At 63.2% G+C, this 16,867-nt stretch carries 21 protein-coding genes and 2 pseudogenes; 8 read left to right on the top strand and 15 right to left on the bottom strand.

Annotated elements, in window-relative coordinates; genetic code table 11:
- Positions 1-444: 444 nt before the first annotated feature.
- On the top strand, positions 445-648 hold the full coding sequence (locus EB835_RS02645) for a cold-shock protein (protein ID WP_062240453.1): 204 nt from the start codon (positions 445-447) through the stop codon (positions 646-648).
- A 295-nt stretch (positions 649-943) separates the two neighbouring features.
- On the top strand, positions 944-1,138 hold the full coding sequence (locus EB835_RS02650; protein ID WP_135807940.1) for a hypothetical protein: 195 nt from the start codon (positions 944-946) through the stop codon (positions 1,136-1,138).
- A gap of 111 nt (positions 1,139-1,249) precedes the next feature.
- On the opposite strand, the gene EB835_RS02655 is transcribed toward EB835_RS02650, so the two are convergent.
- Positions 1,250-1,894: a GNAT family N-acetyltransferase gene (locus tag EB835_RS02655; RefSeq protein WP_135807941.1), complete on the bottom strand. Its 645-nt coding sequence runs from the start codon at positions 1,892-1,894 to the stop codon at positions 1,250-1,252.
- A gap of 143 nt (positions 1,895-2,037) precedes the next feature.
- Here EB835_RS02655 and EB835_RS02660 point away from each other — a divergent pair, with 143 nt between their 5' ends.
- Both EB835_RS02660 and EB835_RS02665 read left to right on the top strand, forming a co-directional pair.
- Entirely contained in the window at positions 2,038-2,673 is a 636-nt protein-coding gene (locus EB835_RS02660; RefSeq protein WP_135807942.1) for an HAD family hydrolase, read from the top strand.
- Positions 2,674-2,751: 78 nt separating this feature from the next.
- On the top strand, positions 2,752-3,975 hold the full coding sequence (locus EB835_RS02665; protein ID WP_135807943.1) for an amidohydrolase: 1,224 nt from the start codon (positions 2,752-2,754) through the stop codon (positions 3,973-3,975).
- A gap of 5 nt (positions 3,976-3,980) precedes the next feature.
- On the opposite strand, the gene EB835_RS02670 is transcribed toward EB835_RS02665, so the two are convergent.
- The 5 genes from EB835_RS02670 to EB835_RS02690 all read right to left on the bottom strand — a co-directional run bounded on the left by EB835_RS02670 (position 3,981) and on the right by EB835_RS02690 (position 7,624).
- Entirely contained in the window at positions 3,981-4,550 is a 570-nt protein-coding gene (locus EB835_RS02670; protein WP_135807944.1) for a sugar O-acetyltransferase, read from the bottom strand.
- A gap of 33 nt (positions 4,551-4,583) precedes the next feature.
- A complete protein-coding gene (locus EB835_RS02675) occupies positions 4,584-5,606 on the bottom strand; it encodes a zinc-dependent alcohol dehydrogenase family protein (protein WP_135807945.1) in 1,023 nt (340 codons plus the stop codon).
- Between the two features lie 73 nt (positions 5,607-5,679).
- Positions 5,680-6,087: a (R)-mandelonitrile lyase gene (locus EB835_RS02680; protein ID WP_240688511.1), complete on the bottom strand. Its 408-nt coding sequence runs from the start codon at positions 6,085-6,087 to the stop codon at positions 5,680-5,682.
- A 3-nt stretch (positions 6,088-6,090) separates the two neighbouring features.
- Complete coding sequence (locus EB835_RS02685; RefSeq protein ID WP_135807946.1) at positions 6,091-6,993, bottom strand: helix-turn-helix transcriptional regulator; 903 nt, start codon at positions 6,991-6,993, stop codon at positions 6,091-6,093.
- Positions 6,994-7,120: 127 nt separating this feature from the next.
- Positions 7,121-7,624 carry an SRPBCC family protein gene (locus EB835_RS02690; protein ID WP_135807947.1) on the bottom strand — a complete coding sequence of 168 codons (504 nt, stop codon included), beginning with the start codon at positions 7,622-7,624 and terminating at the stop codon, positions 7,121-7,123.
- Here EB835_RS02690 and EB835_RS02695 point away from each other — a divergent pair.
- Positions 7,618-8,175, top strand: a complete 558-nt coding sequence (locus EB835_RS02695) for a GNAT family N-acetyltransferase (RefSeq protein WP_346763135.1) — start codon at positions 7,618-7,620, stop codon at positions 8,173-8,175. The two genes, EB835_RS02690 and EB835_RS02695, sit on opposite strands and share 7 nt — an antisense overlap.
- The gene (locus tag EB835_RS02700; RefSeq protein ID WP_135807949.1) at positions 8,172-9,398 is read left to right on the top strand and encodes a winged helix DNA-binding domain-containing protein; all 1,227 of its coding nucleotides are present in this window, start codon (positions 8,172-8,174) and stop codon (positions 9,396-9,398) included. Before EB835_RS02695 ends, EB835_RS02700 begins: the two co-directional genes overlap by 4 nt.
- A 96-nt stretch (positions 9,399-9,494) precedes the next feature.
- Here EB835_RS02700 and EB835_RS02705 read toward each other — a convergent pair whose 3' ends face one another.
- From EB835_RS02705 to EB835_RS02730, 5 genes are all read right to left on the bottom strand, one after another.
- Positions 9,495-9,875, bottom strand: a complete 381-nt coding sequence (locus EB835_RS02705; RefSeq protein ID WP_135807950.1) for a hypothetical protein — start codon at positions 9,873-9,875, stop codon at positions 9,495-9,497.
- Entirely contained in the window at positions 9,876-10,745 is an 870-nt protein-coding gene (locus EB835_RS02710; protein ID WP_135807951.1) for a uroporphyrinogen-III synthase, read from the bottom strand.
- Positions 10,746-10,747: 2 nt separating this feature from the next.
- Positions 10,748-11,656: a LysR family transcriptional regulator gene (locus EB835_RS02715; protein ID WP_135807952.1), complete on the bottom strand. Its 909-nt coding sequence runs from the start codon at positions 11,654-11,656 to the stop codon at positions 10,748-10,750.
- Positions 11,657-11,696: 40 nt separating this feature from the next.
- Positions 11,697-12,368, bottom strand: coding sequence for a hypothetical protein (locus tag EB835_RS02720; RefSeq protein ID WP_135807953.1), 672 nt, complete (start codon positions 12,366-12,368; stop codon positions 11,697-11,699).
- A 426-nt stretch (positions 12,369-12,794) separates the two neighbouring features.
- Positions 12,795-13,298 carry a CGNR zinc finger domain-containing protein gene (locus EB835_RS02730; RefSeq protein ID WP_240688512.1) on the bottom strand — a complete coding sequence of 168 codons (504 nt, stop codon included), beginning with the start codon at positions 13,296-13,298 and terminating at the stop codon, positions 12,795-12,797.
- Positions 13,299-13,450: 152 nt separating this feature from the next.
- Here EB835_RS02730 and EB835_RS02735 point away from each other — a divergent pair, with 152 nt between their 5' ends.
- Together EB835_RS02735 and EB835_RS02740 are read left to right on the top strand one after the other, a co-directional pair.
- On the top strand, positions 13,451-14,242 hold the full coding sequence (locus tag EB835_RS02735) for an alpha/beta fold hydrolase (RefSeq protein WP_346763136.1): 792 nt from the start codon (positions 13,451-13,453) through the stop codon (positions 14,240-14,242).
- Positions 14,239-14,682 carry a DUF4260 family protein gene (locus EB835_RS02740; protein WP_205749842.1) on the top strand — a complete coding sequence of 148 codons (444 nt, stop codon included), beginning with the start codon at positions 14,239-14,241 and terminating at the stop codon, positions 14,680-14,682. Before EB835_RS02735 ends, EB835_RS02740 begins: the two co-directional genes overlap by 4 nt.
- Positions 14,683-15,069: 387 nt before the next feature.
- On the opposite strand, the gene EB835_RS20745 is transcribed toward EB835_RS02740, so the two are convergent.
- The 4 genes and pseudogenes from EB835_RS20745 to EB835_RS02755 form a co-directional block, all read right to left on the bottom strand.
- Complete coding sequence (locus EB835_RS20745; protein WP_276605976.1) at positions 15,070-15,201, bottom strand: hypothetical protein; 132 nt, start codon at positions 15,199-15,201, stop codon at positions 15,070-15,072.
- Positions 15,202-15,367: 166 nt separating this feature from the next.
- Positions 15,368-15,781, bottom strand: a pseudogene (locus EB835_RS02745) (transposase); the annotation flags it as partial.
- Positions 15,768-16,268: pseudogene (locus EB835_RS02750) on the bottom strand (IS30 family transposase); the annotation flags it as partial. The pseudogenes EB835_RS02750 and EB835_RS02745, both read right to left, overlap by 14 nt.
- Positions 16,269-16,360: 92 nt before the next feature.
- Complete coding sequence (locus EB835_RS02755) at positions 16,361-16,852, bottom strand: Rid family hydrolase (protein WP_240688513.1); 492 nt, start codon at positions 16,850-16,852, stop codon at positions 16,361-16,363.
- Positions 16,853-16,867 lie beyond the last annotated feature (15 nt).

The raw sequence follows: 16,867 nt of genomic DNA on the forward strand, positions 1-16,867 counted from the left end.
TCGATGTCACCGACTGCCAAAGTTTCTGTTAGGCTTAAATCGTTCTCGCACATCATCGTGCGGAGCAGGTGGTGCCTCACAGAGTAGGTAGATTCGCTCGGCACCATGTGTTTGCCCATCGGCGCGTGTCTGCCTTCCGCGCCCCTCATGATTTTCATATTTCCCATCTCAGTCGTATGACTTTCAGTCACTTGACGACTTCCATCCAGCACTTTCGAGTGCATGATCGAAACCGAGCATCCCCGCGATGTCGCCTAAGACTCACGACCTCTCACCAGAGACTCATGATCACACCGGACTCCGAGCGCTCGGTTCACCCACAGTTTTTCGTTGGACCTGGATCCAGAATTCAGTTCATCCAGCGGGAAAGCCGGATCCAGCAATGGGTTCGACCATCACGATCGCATCAGCGGTCATCAGTTAAAAAATAAGGATACAAAGATTATGGCAACAGGTACCGTGAAATGGTTCAACGCGGAAAAGGGTTTCGGATTCATCCAGCCTGACGACGGTTCGGCCGACGTTTTCACTCACTTCTCTGCGATCGAGGCCTCCGGCTACCGTGAGCTCACCGAGGGTCAGAACGTCGAGTTCGACTCGGAGATGGGCTCCAAGGGCCTGCAGGCGACTCGCGTCCGCGGCCTCTGAGACTCCCTGAGAGTCTCTCCTAGAGACTTTTCGGGTCTCATCCGAGACCTCTGAGCAACACCGGCGACCCTTCGCCCGGACAACCGTCCGATCCGGTACTCCCGGACTCGGTCGGCTACCGGGCGGAGGGTCGCCGTTTTTTGTGCCCCGATCCGCAGGCAGTCCGCGCCGTTGGCAAGGCGCGCAGCCGCCGTGTGTGGTCACTGAACAGAGCCGCGCATTGACAGGCTTCCCTGTTCTTTCTATGCTCAGCCCCACAGGCACCATGGCGACGGTCGATCGAGCAGGAGGAACGATGAGGCATTCGAAGCTCACTCGCTGGATCCTTGCCCTGATCATGTTCGCCGCCGCGTGTTTCCCACTATCCCAGACTCCTCAGCTGCAGAACTTCGCTGCTCTTCTGTGGCTCCTCGGACTCGGCCTCATGATCACTGCGCTGGTGCTCGCCGTCGTTCGCTCTCGACGACGGTCCTCCCGCACTCGCCGCTGAGACCGGTTCGCGGCCGACCGCGTCTGCGCTGAGCATTTCCGCCTTCAACGCCTCATGGCACACAGTCGAGGGTGCCGAAACAACCGAGGCCGCTGCGATCGGCCCCTGCCCTCACCCCTGTTCGAGCAGCTCGAGGAAGTCGTCGACACCGCTGAGTTCGATGTCGTCGCGCCTGCGAGTCTCCCAGGCTTCACGGGTGAGCCTCCACCGCTGGATCAGCCCGGGCTCGCCTCGGCGGATATCCCATTCGACTCCATTGCGTTCATAGCCGAGGGCCTCGGAGACGCGGTTCGACCCGACATTGTCGATGAAGGCATCGGAGGCGGCTTCTCGAGCATCGAGCCCGGCGAAGGCGAGGTGGAGCATGGCGCTGCGCATCTCGGTGCCCAGTCCACGCCCGCGCACATCTGTCGAGAGCCAGGAGAACGAGAGCACCGTACCGCACGTGTCAAACTTCTCTGCGATGAGGTCCTGCATGCCGACTGCCTCACCGTCGACGAGGACGGCGAAGGCCAACCGGAATTCTGCGGGTCCGAATCGTCCGCGGCCCCGCCACACGCTCTGCAGCCACTTGCTCACCCGTGCGCTGGGGTCCGATTCGTAGAAGGACATCGGGTCGTCATAGGGGGCAGGTTCGGCGAAGACCTTGCCATCGCGCACCAGCGGGGCGAGCGCCGCGAGCATATCGTCACCGGCACCGACGAGCTCGAGTCGGGGCGTCTTCACCCGGATCTGCAGTGGCGCGTAGCCGATCATGACTCCAACCTAAGCGAGCGCCGGATATTCCACAATGGTCCGCGGTCCGACGATCACCTGTGCCGCGAACATCGTCCACGACAGCCCGGATGTTCTGTAGCGTAGGAGTCCGAGGCCTAATACTGAACGAAAGAGACCACGTGATGCCGCAGTCCAACGACCAGACACCCACGACCGTCGTCTTCGATCTCGGAAACGTGCTCATCGGGTGGGACCAGACCGGTCCGCTCGCTCACCGGATGAGTGCCGAGCAATGGCATGCCTTCGCCGAGGAGGCCGACTTCGCCGCGCTCAACACTGCCTCGGACAGCGGCGTCCCGGTCGCCGAGGTCGTCGCTCGGGCGGCCGCATCAGATCCGCGACACGGTGAGATCGTCTCCCTCTACTACGAGCACTTCGAGAAGTCACTGACCGGTCCGATCGAGGGAATGGCCGAGATCGTCGCCGAGCTCAAGGACTCGGGTGTCAGGCTCCTCGGCCTGTCTAACTGGGCGGCGGAGACCTTTCATCACGCTCCGACAGCCGCACCCGCCGTCGACGAGCTCGAAGACGTCGTGGTCTCCGGACGGGAGAAGCTCATCAAACCCGATCCGGCGATCTTCGAGCTCCTCCTCGAGCGCTTCGATCTCGACCCGACCAAGACCCTGTTCGTCGATGACCTGCCGTCAAACATCGAGGCGGCCAGGAAACACGGCATCATCGGCCACGTGTTCACGGACGCACAGTCGCTGCGCCGGGAGCTTCTTGACCTGGGGCTGCTCGATTCGACCGATGTCTGACGCATTCGAATCCACGCTGGTAGCGTAAGTTTCGTCCGCCTCCGGCCAGGCCGGGCGCAACCGCAGCGAGGAGAAGTGATGACGACACCGGAAATCCTGGACAATATCGACTCACAGCTCGAGTGGCAACGTGATCTCTACAAGCACTTCCACCAGCATCCGGAGCTCAGCCTCGACGAGCATCAGACCGCCGAGCGCATCGAATCCGAGCTCACCGGTCTGGGACTCGACGTCACCCGCATCGGAGACACCGGCCGGGTTGCCGTCATCGAGAACGGGGAAGGGCCGACGGTGCTGGCGCGCGCCGACATCGACGCACTCCCGGTCACCGAGGACACCGGACTCGACTACGCGTCCACCGTCGACGGGGTCATGCACGCCTGCGGACACGATATGCACGCGGCTGCCCTCCTCGGCGCGGTGAGACTCCTCAGCGAGAACCGAAACGCCTGGTCGGGCACGTATATCGCACTCTTCCAGCCGGCCGAGGAGAACGCGGCCGGCGCGAAGGCGATGATCGACGACGGTCTGACGTCGGCGGTGCCGAAGCCCGATGTCGCCCTCGCTCAACACGTCATGCCGTTGCCTGCGGGACGAATCTTCACCGCCTCGGGTCCGGTGATGTCGGCCGGCGATTCGGTGAAGATCACCGTCTTCGGACGAGGTGCACACGGGTCGATGCCGCACCTGTCGGTCGATCCGGTCGTGCTCGCGGCCTCGATCGTGCTTCGTCTGCAGACGATCGTGGCGCGGGAGACCGACCCGGGCGAGTTCGCCGTCGTCACCGTCGGCGCCTCGAACGCGGGCTCGAAGTCGAACATCATTCCCGACCGCGCCGAACTCCTGCTCAATGTGCGCACCTACGACACCGCGGTGCGGCAGCGTGTGATCGACTCGATCGAGCGCATCGTCCGCGGTGAATGCGCTGCGGCCGGAACGCCTAAGGAACCGACCTTCGAATACTTCGACCAGTTCCCGCTGACGGACAACGATGAGGCCGTCAACGACACGGTCACCGAGGCGCTCACCGGCTACTTCGGCACCGAGGTGGTCCAGCTGGCCACCCCGGCGACCGCCTCAGAGGACTTCAGCGAACTGCCGAACGCCTTCGGGATCCCATACGCCTACTGGTTCGTCGGGTCCTTCGATGCCGAGAAGTATCGCGCCGCCGAAGAAGCGGGCACTGTGCTCACGGACGTACCGGCCAACCATTCGCCGTTCTTCGCACCCGAAATAGATCCGACTCTCGAGATCGCGACGAAGGCACAGGTCATCGGCGCGCTGGCCTACCTCGGCGGCTGAGCCTCTCACTCATCGATCGTGCGCACGACGTGCGCCGGTGATCCGACCACGACGGCGCGAGCGGGAACATCCCGGGTCACCACAGAGGCCGCAGCGACGATCGCGTCATCACCGATGGTGATCCCCGGCAGGACCGTCACGTTGGACCCGATCCAGACGTTGCGGCCGATGACGATGGGGTCCGGGTGCATATCGGCTCGGCGCTCTGGATCCATCCCATGGTTGAGAGTGGCGAGGACGGTGTTGTGCCCGATGAGGGAGTCGTCCCCGATCGTGATGCCGCCTTGGTCTTGGAAGCTGCACCCGGAGTTGATGAACACACGCTGGCCTACGGTGATGTTCTGCCCGAAGTCAGTGTGGAATGGTGGGAACAGCGTCACTGACTCGTCGATCGGCCGCGCGGTCAGCTCTGCCAGCAGGGCCCGAACCTCATCGGGTTCGTGATAGCTGCCGTTGATCTCGGCCGTGATGCGCAGGGCTCTCTGACTGCTGCGATGCATCACCTCGTGCAGGGGTGATCCGCCCGTGATCGTCTCTCCGGCATTGAGTGCTTTCAGCAGATCTGCTGTTTCCATGGTGTCCCTTTCCTCTGCTCGGCAGTGATGGTTTCAGGGTCGCAGCAGAACCTTGATGGCTTCGCGGCTGTCCATCGCCGCATAGGCGGCCGGGGCGTCGTCGAGGCTCATCGTCTGGTCGAAGACCTTCCCCGGGTCGATTCTCCGCTTCCAGATGAAGTCGATGAGGTCAGGCAGGTAGCGACGTACCGGAGCCGGCCCGCCGTGCAGATGAACGAGGCCGAAGAACAGCTCCCCTCCGGGCAGCTCGACGTCGTGTGAGACTCCGACATAGCCGACGTGGCCGCCAGGCCGAGTCGAGCGGATCGCCTGCATCATCGACTCCTGGGAACCGACTGCTTCGATGACGCTGTCGGCCCCGAGCCCGTCGGTGAGCTCCTTGATCTTCGCCGCACCGTCGTCGCCGCGCTTTTCGACGATGTGGGTGGCACCGAATTCTCTGGCGAGATTCTGCCGGTCGGTATGGCGGCTCATCGCGATGATCGTCTCCGCACCCATCTGCGCCGCGGCGAGGACTCCCATGAGACCGACTGCCCCGTCGCCGATGACGGCGACCGACTTGCCGGGTCCCACCTCGGCGGCGTCTGCGGCGAACCATCCGGTGCCCAGCACATCGGAGGCGGCGAGCAGCGAGGGGATGAGGTCGTCATCGGGCTGTCCCGGAGTGGCGACCAGCGTGCCGTCGGCGAAGGGGATGCGGGCGAATTCGGCCTGAGTCCCGATTCCTCCGTCGACGAATGTCCCGTTGACGCATCGCGACTGGTAGCCGGCTTCGCAGATCGGGCAGGTGTTGTCGGAGATGACGAATGATCCGACGACGAAGTCTCCGGGTTCCACGGTGCGCACCTCGCCTCCGATCTCCTCGACGATGCCGACGTATTCGTGGCCCATGAGCTGCTGATCCGGTGTGTCCGCTCCGCGGTAGGGCCAGAGGTCGGACCCGCAGACGCAGGCGGCCACGATCCTGATCACGGCATCGGTGGGCTCTTGGATCTCGGGATCGGGTCGTTCCTCGACCCGGACGTCGCCGGGTCCGTGCATGATGATTCCGCGCATAGGTGTCTCCTTGAGTGTTCAGTCTGGTCTGTTCGGGCCTGTCACAGACGGTGCGGTGGCAGTACCGGCCCGGTCAGGGTCGGTGGTAGTCCTCGGCAGCCACATGTTCGAGCCAGGTGGTCGTCTGGCTCGGGTCCTCCGCGTTCTCGAGCATCGCGATGTGCTCCATGAAGTTTTCGGGCGTCGCTCCGTGCCAGTGCTCTTCACCGGCGGGGCAGTAGACCGTCTGCCCGGGCTGAGCCTCGATGACCTGGCCGTCGCGGGTACCGAAGAGTGCGGTTCCGCTGGTCACATGCAGTGTCTGGCCTCTGGCATGGGAGTGCCAGGCGGTGTGGGCTCCCGGGGCGAAGCGGACGCGTGCGACGACCATCGCCTGCCCATCTTCCTGTGGCGAGGCGATGGGATCGACCCAGACGTCTCCGGTGAATTGTTCAGGCGGATTCTTCGCTGTGGGCGCCGAGGTGAGGATGGTGTGCGACAAGGGTCAGTTCCTTTCGTCGGTAGGTGTTTCGCTCGCCGAGGTGAGCACCGAAGTCGGTGTGGTGCTCCACGAGGCGAGCAGCTGAAGTCGCTGGTAGGAGTCCGAACCGGGTTCGGCTGTGTAGATGTAGAGAGCCAGCCCCGACTCGGCGGTTACGCTCAGTTCCTCGTAGGCGAGGTTGAGTTCGCCGACGACCGGATGGTTGAAGCGCTTCGTGCCCGACCCATGGGTGCGCACATCGTGGGCCGCCCACAGTTCGCGGAAAGTCTTCGACTGAGTGGAGAGTTCGCCGACGAGGTCTTGAATCGCTCGATCGTGCGGATCCTTCCCGGCGGCGTTGCGAAGGATCGCCACGCACATCTGGGCGAAGATCTCCCAATCGGGGTAGAAGTCCCGCGAGGCCGGATCGAGGAACTGGAATCTCGCGAGGTTCGGAGTGCGTCCGCCGTCCCCGATGATCGGCGAGTAGAAGGCTCGGCCGAGTTCGTTGATCGCCACGATGTCCTGCACATCATTGCGGACGAAGGCGACGGCGTCCTTGATCGATTCGAGCACCCAGAGGAGGGTTTCATGAGGTGGCTTCGCCGGCGAGGTCGGACGTCGGCGTCTGCCCGATGCAGGGATGCCGTCGGCGGCTCGAGCCAGATCGACCAGGTGACTGCGCTCGGTGTCGTCGAGCATCAGCGCGGTGGCGAGAGCGTCGAGGACCGAGGCGGAGGCGCCGCCGATCGCCCCTCGTTCGAGTTTTGCATAGTATTCGACGCTCAGCCCGGCGAGGGCTGCCACTTCGCTGCGCCGCAGTCCCGGAACTCTGCGGGCACCGCCGGCGGGCAGACCAACTCTCTCAGGCGTGATCTTCGCTCGGCGCGACATGAGGAATTCGCGAACCTCGGCACGGTTGTCCATGCCTTCCAGGCTAGAGCCGATTGCGCGATCGAGGGATACCCTGATGTGGCACCCCTCGCCGAGGCACTCACCAACTGCTTCGGTTCCGGGCAGTTTTCAGTACGCCTCTGGTCACCGCCGTTCGACGTCATCCTTCGCGTTCGAAGTCATCTTTCAATGCTGTGAGCGTCCGACGGATGTTCAGGCGCTGAAAGTCTGCGAAGCTCCGCCCACGTGTGACGATGTGGTCGAAGACCCAGGCCAGCGCGTCGGGCCACTTCCGCCGGTCATCGGTCCACGTCTCGGTCACTCGAGTCGCCCCACCGAGATCTTCGAACTCATACGTCCAGCTCGCATTCGCGCCTTCGAGGATCGGCGATCGGGGACCGATCCGGCGCACCGTGAAGGCGAAGCGCTTCCCAGGGGTCGAGTCGGTGACGACAGATTCGGTCACCCACGTCGCCGGTCCGCGACGATTCGTCCCCTCGAAGACGTCACCCGCGTGCAGGGGTCCCGCAGCTGAGGGTGTGCGGGCTCCGGTGTTCTCCGGGCTCCACCGAGGCATCTGCGTCGGATCGGCCACCTGCTCCCACAGCGCGGCGGCATCCGCCTTGATCACCAGACTGTCGCTGACCTGCATGATTCGTGTCATCACTGTCCCTTCGTCTCTCGTCCCAGCCTAGGGGCTCACGTCTGAAGTTCCGTGAGATGTCGATGACCGACCTCGACGACATGGCCGCAATGCTCGGCGATCCGAGAGTCATGGAGTTCTATCCGGGGCCCAAGGACCGCGACAGGGCCGCGGCATGGATCGACTGGAATGTGCGCAATTACGCGGAGCACGGTTTCGGACTGTGGGCGGTCGAGACCCATGACGGCGAGTTCATCGGCGACTGCGGCCTCACCTGGCAGACCGTGAACGGGACTCCTCATCTCGAGGTCGGGTATCACGTGAAGGCCACGGCTCAGGGGAAGGGCTTTGCCACCGAGGCGGCTCTGGCCTGCCGTGATCATGCGTGCAGGCTCGGACTCGGCCCGCTTCTCGTCGCGGTCATCCACCAGGACAATCGGCCGTCCCAGCGGGTGGCAGATAACCTCGACATGCGACGAGACCCGTCGCTGCGGCATGCCTCGCCGATCCACCAGGTGTTCTCTCTGGACCTGTCATCGACGTCTCCGTCCGAATCGGGACGCGACGGATGACCATCCGAGTCTCCGATGACGAGGTCATCGCCTTCCGGCTCGCCGCTCACAATCTCGGCGAGCGATTGAGCAGTGACGAGTTGCTGTCTGCGGCCGGCGCCTGCGGTATTCAGAACAGCCCGCCCGGCTCGGCGCTTACCGCGCTGAATGCACGGATGAAAGATGTTGATCGGGACCTCTTCGAGTCAGCAGTGAGCGAGGAGGAGACCCTGGTCCAGAGCTGGTCCATGCGCGGGGCACCGTTCTTCTTCCCGACCGCAGATCTGCCGACTTTCACCACCGGTGTGCTCCCGATGACGGAATCATCGATGCGTCACTTCGTGCTCGGAGTCGAGCGCTCGCTTGACGATCTCGGCGTCGATCTCACCGACCTCGTCGACGCTGCCCGAGCAGAGATCCGCGACGTGCTTGCGGGGCGGAGACTTCCGGTCGGTGAGCTCGGTCGCGAACTCGCCGACCGTGTTGAGACCTCACTGACGAAGGCGCAGCGAAGAACCTGGAGGAGCGAGGGACCGTACGCCAAGGGGCAGAGCCTCGGCGAGGGTGTCGCGCATTTCGGCCTGCGGATCCTCACGCTCCAGCGCGTGCTCTGCTTCGCCCCACGCGAGGGCAACACGGCTCCATTCGTCCTCCTCGACGAATGGCTGGGGAATGCGCCCGGGGGCATCGCGGTCGGTCCGGACGCGGACCCTGTCTCCGACTCCGACCGGGATCGTCACCGTGCCGAACTGCTGCGGCGCTACCTCCACTGCTATGGACCATCGACCCGCGCCGACTTCGGGGCCTGGCTCGGCATCCGGTCCACCGAGGCTCAGCCGTGGTGGGACCTGCTCGACGCGGAGATCACCGAAGTCGATCGAGGGCGGCGGGCATGGATGCTCGACGAGGACGTGGAGTCTCTCCGCTCGGCAGCAATGGCCCGCGGCGTCCGCCTCCTGCCGCCGCGTGATCCTTACACGCAGATGCGTGATCGCGAGACGATCGTGTCGAAGGAGAACCGCGCCGAGGTGTGGAAGACGGTCGGCGAACCGGGTGCCGTCCTCGTCGACGGAAGGATCGCAGGCACCTGGCGAGCAAAGAAGAGCGGGCAGCGGCTCAAGGTCGACGTGACGACATTCGCCTCCACCTCGGAGCGGGTGAAGAAGGCGATCAGAGCCGAGGCGGAGGCGATCGGTACGCTGCGCGCGGCGAGCGACGTCGATATCGGGGTCTCCTCGGACTGAGTTCGGTTCACCTGCGGCGATCGGCCTCAGATCGCCGCGAGCCGGCGAGTTCGCTGACCAGAGTGAATATAAGAGCTCCGGAAGTGCGCGACAACATCATTTGCCCCGGCCAGGCGGGAAATCTTCCATGTCGATGACGATCGGATCGTAGTCGTCGGCGCGATAGACGACTTCGACAGTCTCGGAAGTGTCCCAATTGTCATGGTTGTCTTCGAGAATGTTGCCGGCGATGATCGCGAGAGCGGCACGCTGCGCTCCCCGACGGTTTCCATGCGCGACGATTGCATCCGAGCTGTTTTCCTCGACTCGGTCTGCGAGTCCGCGAACGTCGAAGCTGAAATCGACGAGCGAACCGTCTTCATCCCGCATCGGGAAGGTCACCTCGGCCCCTCTGACCTCTACATCTCCCATGGCTCCGATCAATTCGGCCAGACGCCCGGCGAGGATATAGTCGAGGTCTCGAATCTTCTTTGTCATTCACACTTCTTTCGTGGCATCAGAAGCTGACCCCCGTGCCGAATCGGCGAGTTCGCTGACCAGGATACGGGCGAGAGCTCCGAGACGGAATCGCTCCGGGATCACGGTTCTGATTCCGCGGTCCCACAGCGGGGCCGCGGTGACATTGCCGACCGCCGCAGCGACAACACCCTCGTTGAACGCTTCGACCACCGTGGGCAACAGTCCCTGCTCCTCGGCCACGGCGAGGAAGGCCGCGGCACCAGGGGCCGAGGTGAAGGCCACGGCGTCGCACCTGCGCTGGGCAACGAGACGGACCGCGTCGACCACGGCCTCAGGGTCGGGTGCCGGTCCCCAGCGATAGATGATGAGTGAGCGTACGTCGGCGCCCGCCGCGGCAAAGGCCTCATCGAGGCCGTCGGCTCCGGCTCCGTGATGCTGCACCGCGATCCGCAGGTCGTTGACTCCCTCAGCCAACAGCATCTGTTCGATCTCGGCGCTGGTCTCGGACTCGGCGACCCAGTCGGCCGCCAGCCCGGCTGCCTGAATCGCCCCGCGCGCCTTGGGGCCGCGCGCGACAATCCGTGCTCCTGCAAGCATCTGGTGCCACTGCTCTCGCACACCGGCGGCCTCGGCGACTTCACCCCAGCCGGTGAATCCGACCCCGGTCGTGACCACAACAATATCGGGACGGTGGTCGATGAGATCGCGGGTGCGGGCAGCGAGCTCAGGATCGTCGCTGTGCGGGATGACGGACAGGCTCGGTGCGTGCACGATCTGCGCTCCGTGCCTTTCGAGAGCGGATGCGAGCTGTTCTGCCCGGCGCTGTGCGGTGAGCACGATACGCCGACCGGAGAGTTCGTCGCCGAGATTGCTGCGGGGTTGGTCCATACTCATATTCTGCCTGCGGCACGTCCTTCCAGGGCCCCGCGGCAGACGAACATCTCATCCTTCAGCGCCTGTACGAGTGCCGCAATGGCTGGCCGGCGCATCGAGTCGGGGCGCAGGACCATCCAGTACGGCAGGCGTTCGGCCACCGTATCGGGGAAGAGGCGCACGAGGTCCGGATGCAGGTCGGCCATGAAACAGGGCAGGAACCCGATGCCCGCACCCGCTCGCGTGGCTTCGACGTGGACGAAGACGTTCGTCGAGGTCAGGGCATCTTTCATGGTGGGGAAGAGCCGCCTCGGCGCGTCGAGGTCATCGACTTGGAGCATGGAGTCGACGAAGTAGACGAGGCGGTGGTCGCTCAGTTCGTCCACCGAGGCGGGAGTTTCATTGGCCTCCAGATAGTCGCGCGAAGCGTAGAGGCCGAGTTCGTAGTCACCGAGCTCGATCGCCTCCGCCCGGTGCACCCGTGGTTCGCCGACGACGACCTCGATGTCGAGACCCGAACGCTGCTGCAGAGCCTGCCGGGTGACGGTGACGATCTCGACGCTCAGCCCCGGATGCCGACGTCGCAGCTTCGCCACTGCCGGGGAGGCGATATAGGCGCTGAAGCCGTCGGTCGCGGTCATCCGCACCACTCCTGTGACCGCATCCGGTCCCTGCCCCGGGTTTCCGAGATCGGCGACCGCGGTCTCCATCTGTTCGGCCACCGCGACGGCTCGCTCCCCGAGATCGGTCAGCTCCCACCCGTCATCAGAACGGACCAGCACACGTCCGCCCAAGGATTTCTCCAAAGCGGTGATGCGGCGGGAGACAGTCGAATGGGTGAGCCCGAGGTTGTGGGCAGCCGTCGTGAACTTCGCGGTGCGGGAGACGGCGAGCAGCACGAGCAGATCGTTGGGCGTGGTGTCCATGCCTGCCATAGTAGGCACACCCGCCATCCGTTCGGCTTCTTCAGCGCACGTACTGCGGCGAAGGCGAACGCGTCCACCTGACCAGCACGACGATTCCGCAGATGAAGAACACGATCCCCGAGGTGACCAACCCGGTGACGAGGACACCGATGTCGGCCCCGAAGTCGATGTCCTCGGCAGGTTTGGTCGGTGCCTTCCCCTCCGGATCGATGAGGACAGAGATCGTATCGCCCTCGTCGAAGTCATCGAATCCGTTCTTGCCGCGGTAGATCATCGGTTCGTCGACAGGTCCGCCATCGGTGCGTTCGAGAGAGTAGGTGTGCGTGTAGACCTTTCGTGGGTGTCTGCCGTTCGGGTTGTGCTCGACCTTTACCTCGACGTCATGGTCGACAACGACCACCTCGGTGAGATCACCCGCCTGGGATAGTGCCACATCCTCGGCGAGCATCACCGTGCCGACGAGTGCAATGGCGACGAACGGTCCGGTGTACCAATACGCCCAACGGGTGCCCATGAACCGGTGCATCGCCACGGTGACGCCGACGAACACGAAGCATCCGAGGATGATGGTCACCAGCAGCACGGACGGGAACAGATACCCGATCGCGAAGACCACGCCGATGGCGATGAGGAAAGCGGCTCCCGTGATGACGATGCTCAGCGGGTTCCGGCTTCCTTGATTCCTACGGCGGTTCGTCCCGCCGCCGTCCATCCAGACGCCGCTGTATAGATGCCTTCGACTTTACACATGACTCGCCGGTGTACATTGCCCAAAACCGACTCCGCTACGATCACTGTGCAAAGTACCGGCAGAACGGTCGGTTCAGATCCTCGAGGTCACGGTGGAATTCAATGGCCCTTCTTCTGCTGTTTTCGTTGTAACTCATGATCGACCGCTTTCGGTGGATGCTCGCGCCGCTTGAAGTCGTCGACACTTCGCCGGATGAAGTTCTTCTTTTGCTCGAAGCAGTTAATCTCAAGGTAGTCACCGACGGACGACACCGGGGTCTGGGCATTCGGCCAGTACCACCACGGTGTCCTCCACCATGCCGGGTTCACCCCGCGAAAATGAACCGGAGAATGTTCACATTCTCTGCTCGTGGAGGTTGAACTCGGTGCCATATTTAACTGGCAGTTTTTATTCCAGTTCCCGGAGGCGCTGGGCGTGGGCACGCACTTTCATCCGATTCCCGCAAGTGGACATAGAGCACCACTTGGCAGTTCCCGGTCTGCTGTGGTCGAGGAGGAAGAGATTGCATTCGGTGTTCGCGCAAGCGCGCAGGCGGCCGGGGAGCTCCTGCATCACGCGCGACCAAGCCAACACCACCCTGGCGGCGAGCAGTTTATCGGCCGGAGCGTCGAGCACCCAATGAATGCCCTCATGAGTAACCTCTGGCAGCAGGGCAGTCTTATCAATAGCAGCGGCGAGGCGTTCAACGGCCTCAGGCTCCCCACGAATCATGCTTTGAAGGGCATCACGCACCTGGTGCAGGTGCTGAAATTCGGCGCCCGTGCCGGCACCCCCGAACCGGTTCACCAAGGCTGCGCCCGCCTCACTATCGAGCTGCTCAGTGGGTAGACCATCGACGACGGGGGCGCTGTTGAGCACTGCTATAAGCAGGCCTTCGTCTTCAATCAACATCTCCCTCTCCTCCATCGAAATATCCATGCTACCATCAACATAACCAGTTATTCTTTATTAGGAGGTTAGCGGTGCCATCTGTCCACCACCGCACAATATCTGTCAATGGCCTCGAGGTGTTCTACCGTGAAGCGGGACCTCGAGGCGCCCCCGTGATCCTTCTGCTCCATGGGTATCCCACGAGCTCTCACATGTTTCGCCATCTCATCCCGGCGCTCGCTGATAAATACCGCGTCATCGCTCCGGACCACATTGGCTTCGGTCGCTCCTCTGCCCCCTCCATGGATGAGTTCGCCTACACTTTCGACGCCCTTACTGATGTCACCGCGGCCTTCCTCCGCACCGTAGGGGTCTCGAAATACTCCGTGTATGTCCAGGACTACGGTGCACCGATCGCATGGCGCCTGGCCCTGGCACAGCCGGAAGCAATCGAGCGCGTAATCTCGCAGAACGGCAACGCCTACGAAGAAGGTTTCGTCCCAGAGTTCTGGGAGCCGATTTGGGCCTACGGGAAGAACCCGACGCAAGCCAACGAAGCCGCACTGCGTCCTGCCCTGGAGCAGGAGGCGGTGCAATGGCAGTACACCCACGGAGTCTCCGACCCCACCACCGTCTCCCCCGACACATGGGAATACGACATCGCCCTGCTGCAACGTCCAGGCGTGGATCGGGCGCAATTGGCTCTGTTTGCCGACTATGCCAGCAACCGCGCTCTGTACCCGAAAGTCCACGCGTGGTTGCGCGACTCCGGTGTTCCCGTGCTGGCCGTGTGGGGAAAGAAGGATGAGATCTTCGGACCAGACGGAGCCACATTGTTCCGCCGCGATGCCCATAATCCGCAGATCGAGTTGCTCGACGGCGGTCACTTCCTCTTGGAATCTCACTTGGATGAAGTCAGCCACATCATCCGTGACTGGCTCGCCAGCACACGAACACGCCAGTGAACGCATCCGACCATGAGGCAAGGAGCCACCGCTTCTCGGCAGAGACTCCACCGCATCACGCAATCAACTGGCAGCGGGCGGAGAACGCACTGATCGCAACGGCCATCGCCCTCGCCGTGGCGGCCTGGAGCTCATCATGGTGGATACTGCTACTTGCTTTCCTCGCCTTCGACCTCTCCACGCTGGGGTACCTGGTCAACCAACGGGTGGGAGCGTTCTGTTACAACCTGGTGCATAACTACACCGCCCCGGCCGTATTGATCGCTGGCTGGGCTGCGCTGCAGTTCGGTGACGTCAACGCCGACTGGATGGTGATGCTGGCTGCCTGCTGGGGCTTCCACGTCGCCGTCGACCGCGCCTTAGGCTTCGGCCTGAAACTCGGCCCGTTCACCCACACTCATCTCGGCAACATCGGAAAAGCTCGATCCGACGGCTCGTAAAGAAGCCCCTGGATACGCCGTGGGCAGCTAGAACCGCGACGCCTCGATATTCGATATCTGCACATCTTGCCGCCACTGTGCTCACGCCAACACGCATAGAACTAGAGCGTGCCTGAGAAATATGTGAAGGGTGATCAGGGAACCTGGGGAACACGTCTCGTTTTCAAAGTCTCACAGATGCCCAGCGGGAGCTGGTCGCACGTCAGCTCCCTAACCTCAATGCTTCATCGGCGTCGTGAGCGAGGATGGTCGGTGTCGTTGCTGCTATCCAGTCGCTGAATCTGGCATGCGGGCATGACGACCCGCCGCAGTCTCCGTTGCGGGCGGTCGGGCTCCACTCCCGAGAAGAGGGTGCTGCCGGTTGTAGGGACGGATGGACTCGCGAAGTCAGGTCTGTGCGACGGCAGTGTGGAGCCGGTTGACGCCGGTCAGGACGGTGAGCGCTTCCGGGGCGTGTTGGGCGAGGTGCAGAATCTTGTGGCGGGCGCGGCGCACCAGGGTCGCGGGAATCTCGAACAACCGCGCGGAGCCGCTTGGGCTCCCACTTCCTCGCGTCGAGGCTGGTGAAGGCGACGGTCTGCATCCAGGCGACTGTCTCGTAGGCGAGCTGGACGAGCTGACACCAGATCTAGTTCTGTGCGAAGCCCTGCAGCGGGAGTTTCAGCAGTCCCATATCCATGGCGCCCCGGATTCGGTCTTCGCAACGGGCGCGGCGACGGTGGCGGAGCTCGAGGACGAGCAGTTGGGCGCGCGAGATATTGGTCGCGAACGCGGTGATGCGCAGGCCTTCGTGGTCGGTGATCCGCAGCCGCGCCCCAGGATGAGGACGCTCCTTGCGCACGATCACCCGCATCCCGGCGGGCCACCCTTCAAGGTCCAGCAGCCCGGTCAGCTCCGCCACCCGTGCCCCGTCCCGGATCCCGTCGTCATCGCTGTTGTAGGCGGGAGTCCACGCCTGTGCCGTATCGGTCCGTTTCAGCATGTCAGGAATGTTGGCGGGGGGAGAATTCAAAGAGTAGGCCAGGTGCCGCGTGGTCAGCCACTGGAGAAAATCCTTGGTTCCGCCGACCCTATCAGTGCGGATCAAGATCTTCTTCCCAGTGCCCAGCAATCTTGCGATCCTCGGCCTCTTCTGGCCGCTTGGACAGCACATTCTCGGCTGTGACCTGAGCCCACGCTTCGCGACGAGTCCGAGCTCGAGGCATATGCTTGGTTCGACTCTGGTGCCATACCTGTTTGCCGTCAAGGCCACCGCGGGACTCGACGCAAAGGGCCTGGTAGATCACCTCATGAGTGATCCTCATCGTCGGGTCATCGGGAAACTCCACAGGCAGCCGTTTCAGGATCTGCTGCGGACTCCATGCCGTGACCCACTCACGGTCCCCACGGTGTGCCTTGCTGTTCCCATCCAATGCTGGCCCACCGAGGCCGATGATCTCGCCATCAGCAATGACGATGTCTCCGCTGAGCTTGCTCTGGACATACTCGCGCAGTCGTTCATTGGTTACCATTTTCGCTACCTTCGGACGTCGGGCATGGCGTTCAGCGTGCACCTGAGCAGTCGAGCCCCTGTACGACAGGCGATACCCGGCAAGAGTGATGCTGGCTTGGTTGCGCCTCATACACGAACTACCCGGCCGCCTGCCTGTCTTTGCCAACACCGAATGCAATCTCTACCTCATTGACCACAGCCACCCAGGTACTGCCAAGTAGCGCTCCATGTCGACCTACGGGCACTATATGAAAGTGCGGGCCCACGCCCGGCGCCTCTGGGATCAGGAGTAGGGCGCGTCAGTCGAGTAAAGCTTCGGCTTCCACCTCCACGAGAACATCGGGCTCGAACAAGTGATCCATACCAATGCATGACAGCGGAGGCAACGTGTGGGATCGACAGTTCCTCCACGACGCTTTCGAGGCCGGCCATGAAGCCTGCACACACCGCAGGCTCCCAGCCCGTGGCATAGAACCGGAGGCGAACGACGTCGGTGAAACTTGCACCCGCCCCTGCGGGGCCCTTCGCCGTATCGCGAAGAGTGTGGGCCAATTGACCTGCGAAGTCGCCGGGAGCGAGCTTGTTGGCATCTTCGTCGCGGGCGATCTGGCCTGCGACGTTGACATAACGGCTGCCCGTGGCCACCGAAACGTGGTGGTAGGGAACGGGTTGGAACATGCCCTGGGGGTGGAG

This window comes from Brevibacterium sp. S22 (assembly GCF_004745485.1).
In the GTDB taxonomy this organism is placed as follows: Bacteria; Actinomycetota; Actinomycetes; order Actinomycetales; family Brevibacteriaceae; genus Brevibacterium.

What these genes read in the sequence shown, in the direction of transcription:
- EB835_RS02665 (WP_135807943.1), top strand. Translation starts at nt 2,752, where the DNA reads ATGACGACACCGGAAATCCTGGACAATATCGACTCACAGCTCGAGTGG.
- EB835_RS02710 (WP_135807951.1), bottom strand. Translation starts at nt 10,745, where the DNA reads ATGGACCAACCCCGCAGCAATCTCGGCGACGAACTCTCCGGTCGGCGT.
- EB835_RS02685 (WP_135807946.1), bottom strand. Translation starts at nt 6,993, where the DNA reads ATGGACAACCGTGCCGAGGTTCGCGAATTCCTCATGTCGCGCCGAGCG.
- EB835_RS02650 (WP_135807940.1), top strand. Translation starts at nt 944, where the DNA reads ATGAGGCATTCGAAGCTCACTCGCTGGATCCTTGCCCTGATCATGTTC.
- EB835_RS02655 (WP_135807941.1), bottom strand. Translation starts at nt 1,894, where the DNA reads ATGATCGGCTACGCGCCACTGCAGATCCGGGTGAAGACGCCCCGACTC.
- EB835_RS02755 (WP_240688513.1), bottom strand. Translation starts at nt 16,852, where the DNA reads ATGTTCCAACCCGTTCCCTACCACCACGTTTCGGTGGCCACGGGCAGC.
- EB835_RS02690 (WP_135807947.1), bottom strand. Translation starts at nt 7,624, where the DNA reads ATGACACGAATCATGCAGGTCAGCGACAGTCTGGTGATCAAGGCGGAT.
- EB835_RS02645 (WP_062240453.1), top strand. Translation starts at nt 445, where the DNA reads ATGGCAACAGGTACCGTGAAATGGTTCAACGCGGAAAAGGGTTTCGGA.
- EB835_RS02670 (WP_135807944.1), bottom strand. Translation starts at nt 4,550, where the DNA reads ATGGAAACAGCAGATCTGCTGAAAGCACTCAATGCCGGAGAGACGATC.
- EB835_RS02730 (WP_240688512.1), bottom strand. Translation starts at nt 13,298, where the DNA reads ATGTTGATTGAAGACGAAGGCCTGCTTATAGCAGTGCTCAACAGCGCC.
- EB835_RS02700 (WP_135807949.1), top strand. Translation starts at nt 8,172, where the DNA reads ATGACCATCCGAGTCTCCGATGACGAGGTCATCGCCTTCCGGCTCGCC.
- EB835_RS02705 (WP_135807950.1), bottom strand. Translation starts at nt 9,875, where the DNA reads ATGACAAAGAAGATTCGAGACCTCGACTATATCCTCGCCGGGCGTCTG.
- EB835_RS02715 (WP_135807952.1), bottom strand. Translation starts at nt 11,656, where the DNA reads ATGGACACCACGCCCAACGATCTGCTCGTGCTGCTCGCCGTCTCCCGC.
- EB835_RS02660 (WP_135807942.1), top strand. Translation starts at nt 2,038, where the DNA reads ATGCCGCAGTCCAACGACCAGACACCCACGACCGTCGTCTTCGATCTC.
- EB835_RS02720 (WP_135807953.1), bottom strand. Translation starts at nt 12,368, where the DNA reads ATGGACGGCGGCGGGACGAACCGCCGTAGGAATCAAGGAAGCCGGAAC.
- EB835_RS02675 (WP_135807945.1), bottom strand. Translation starts at nt 5,606, where the DNA reads ATGCGCGGAATCATCATGCACGGACCCGGCGACGTCCGGGTCGAGGAA.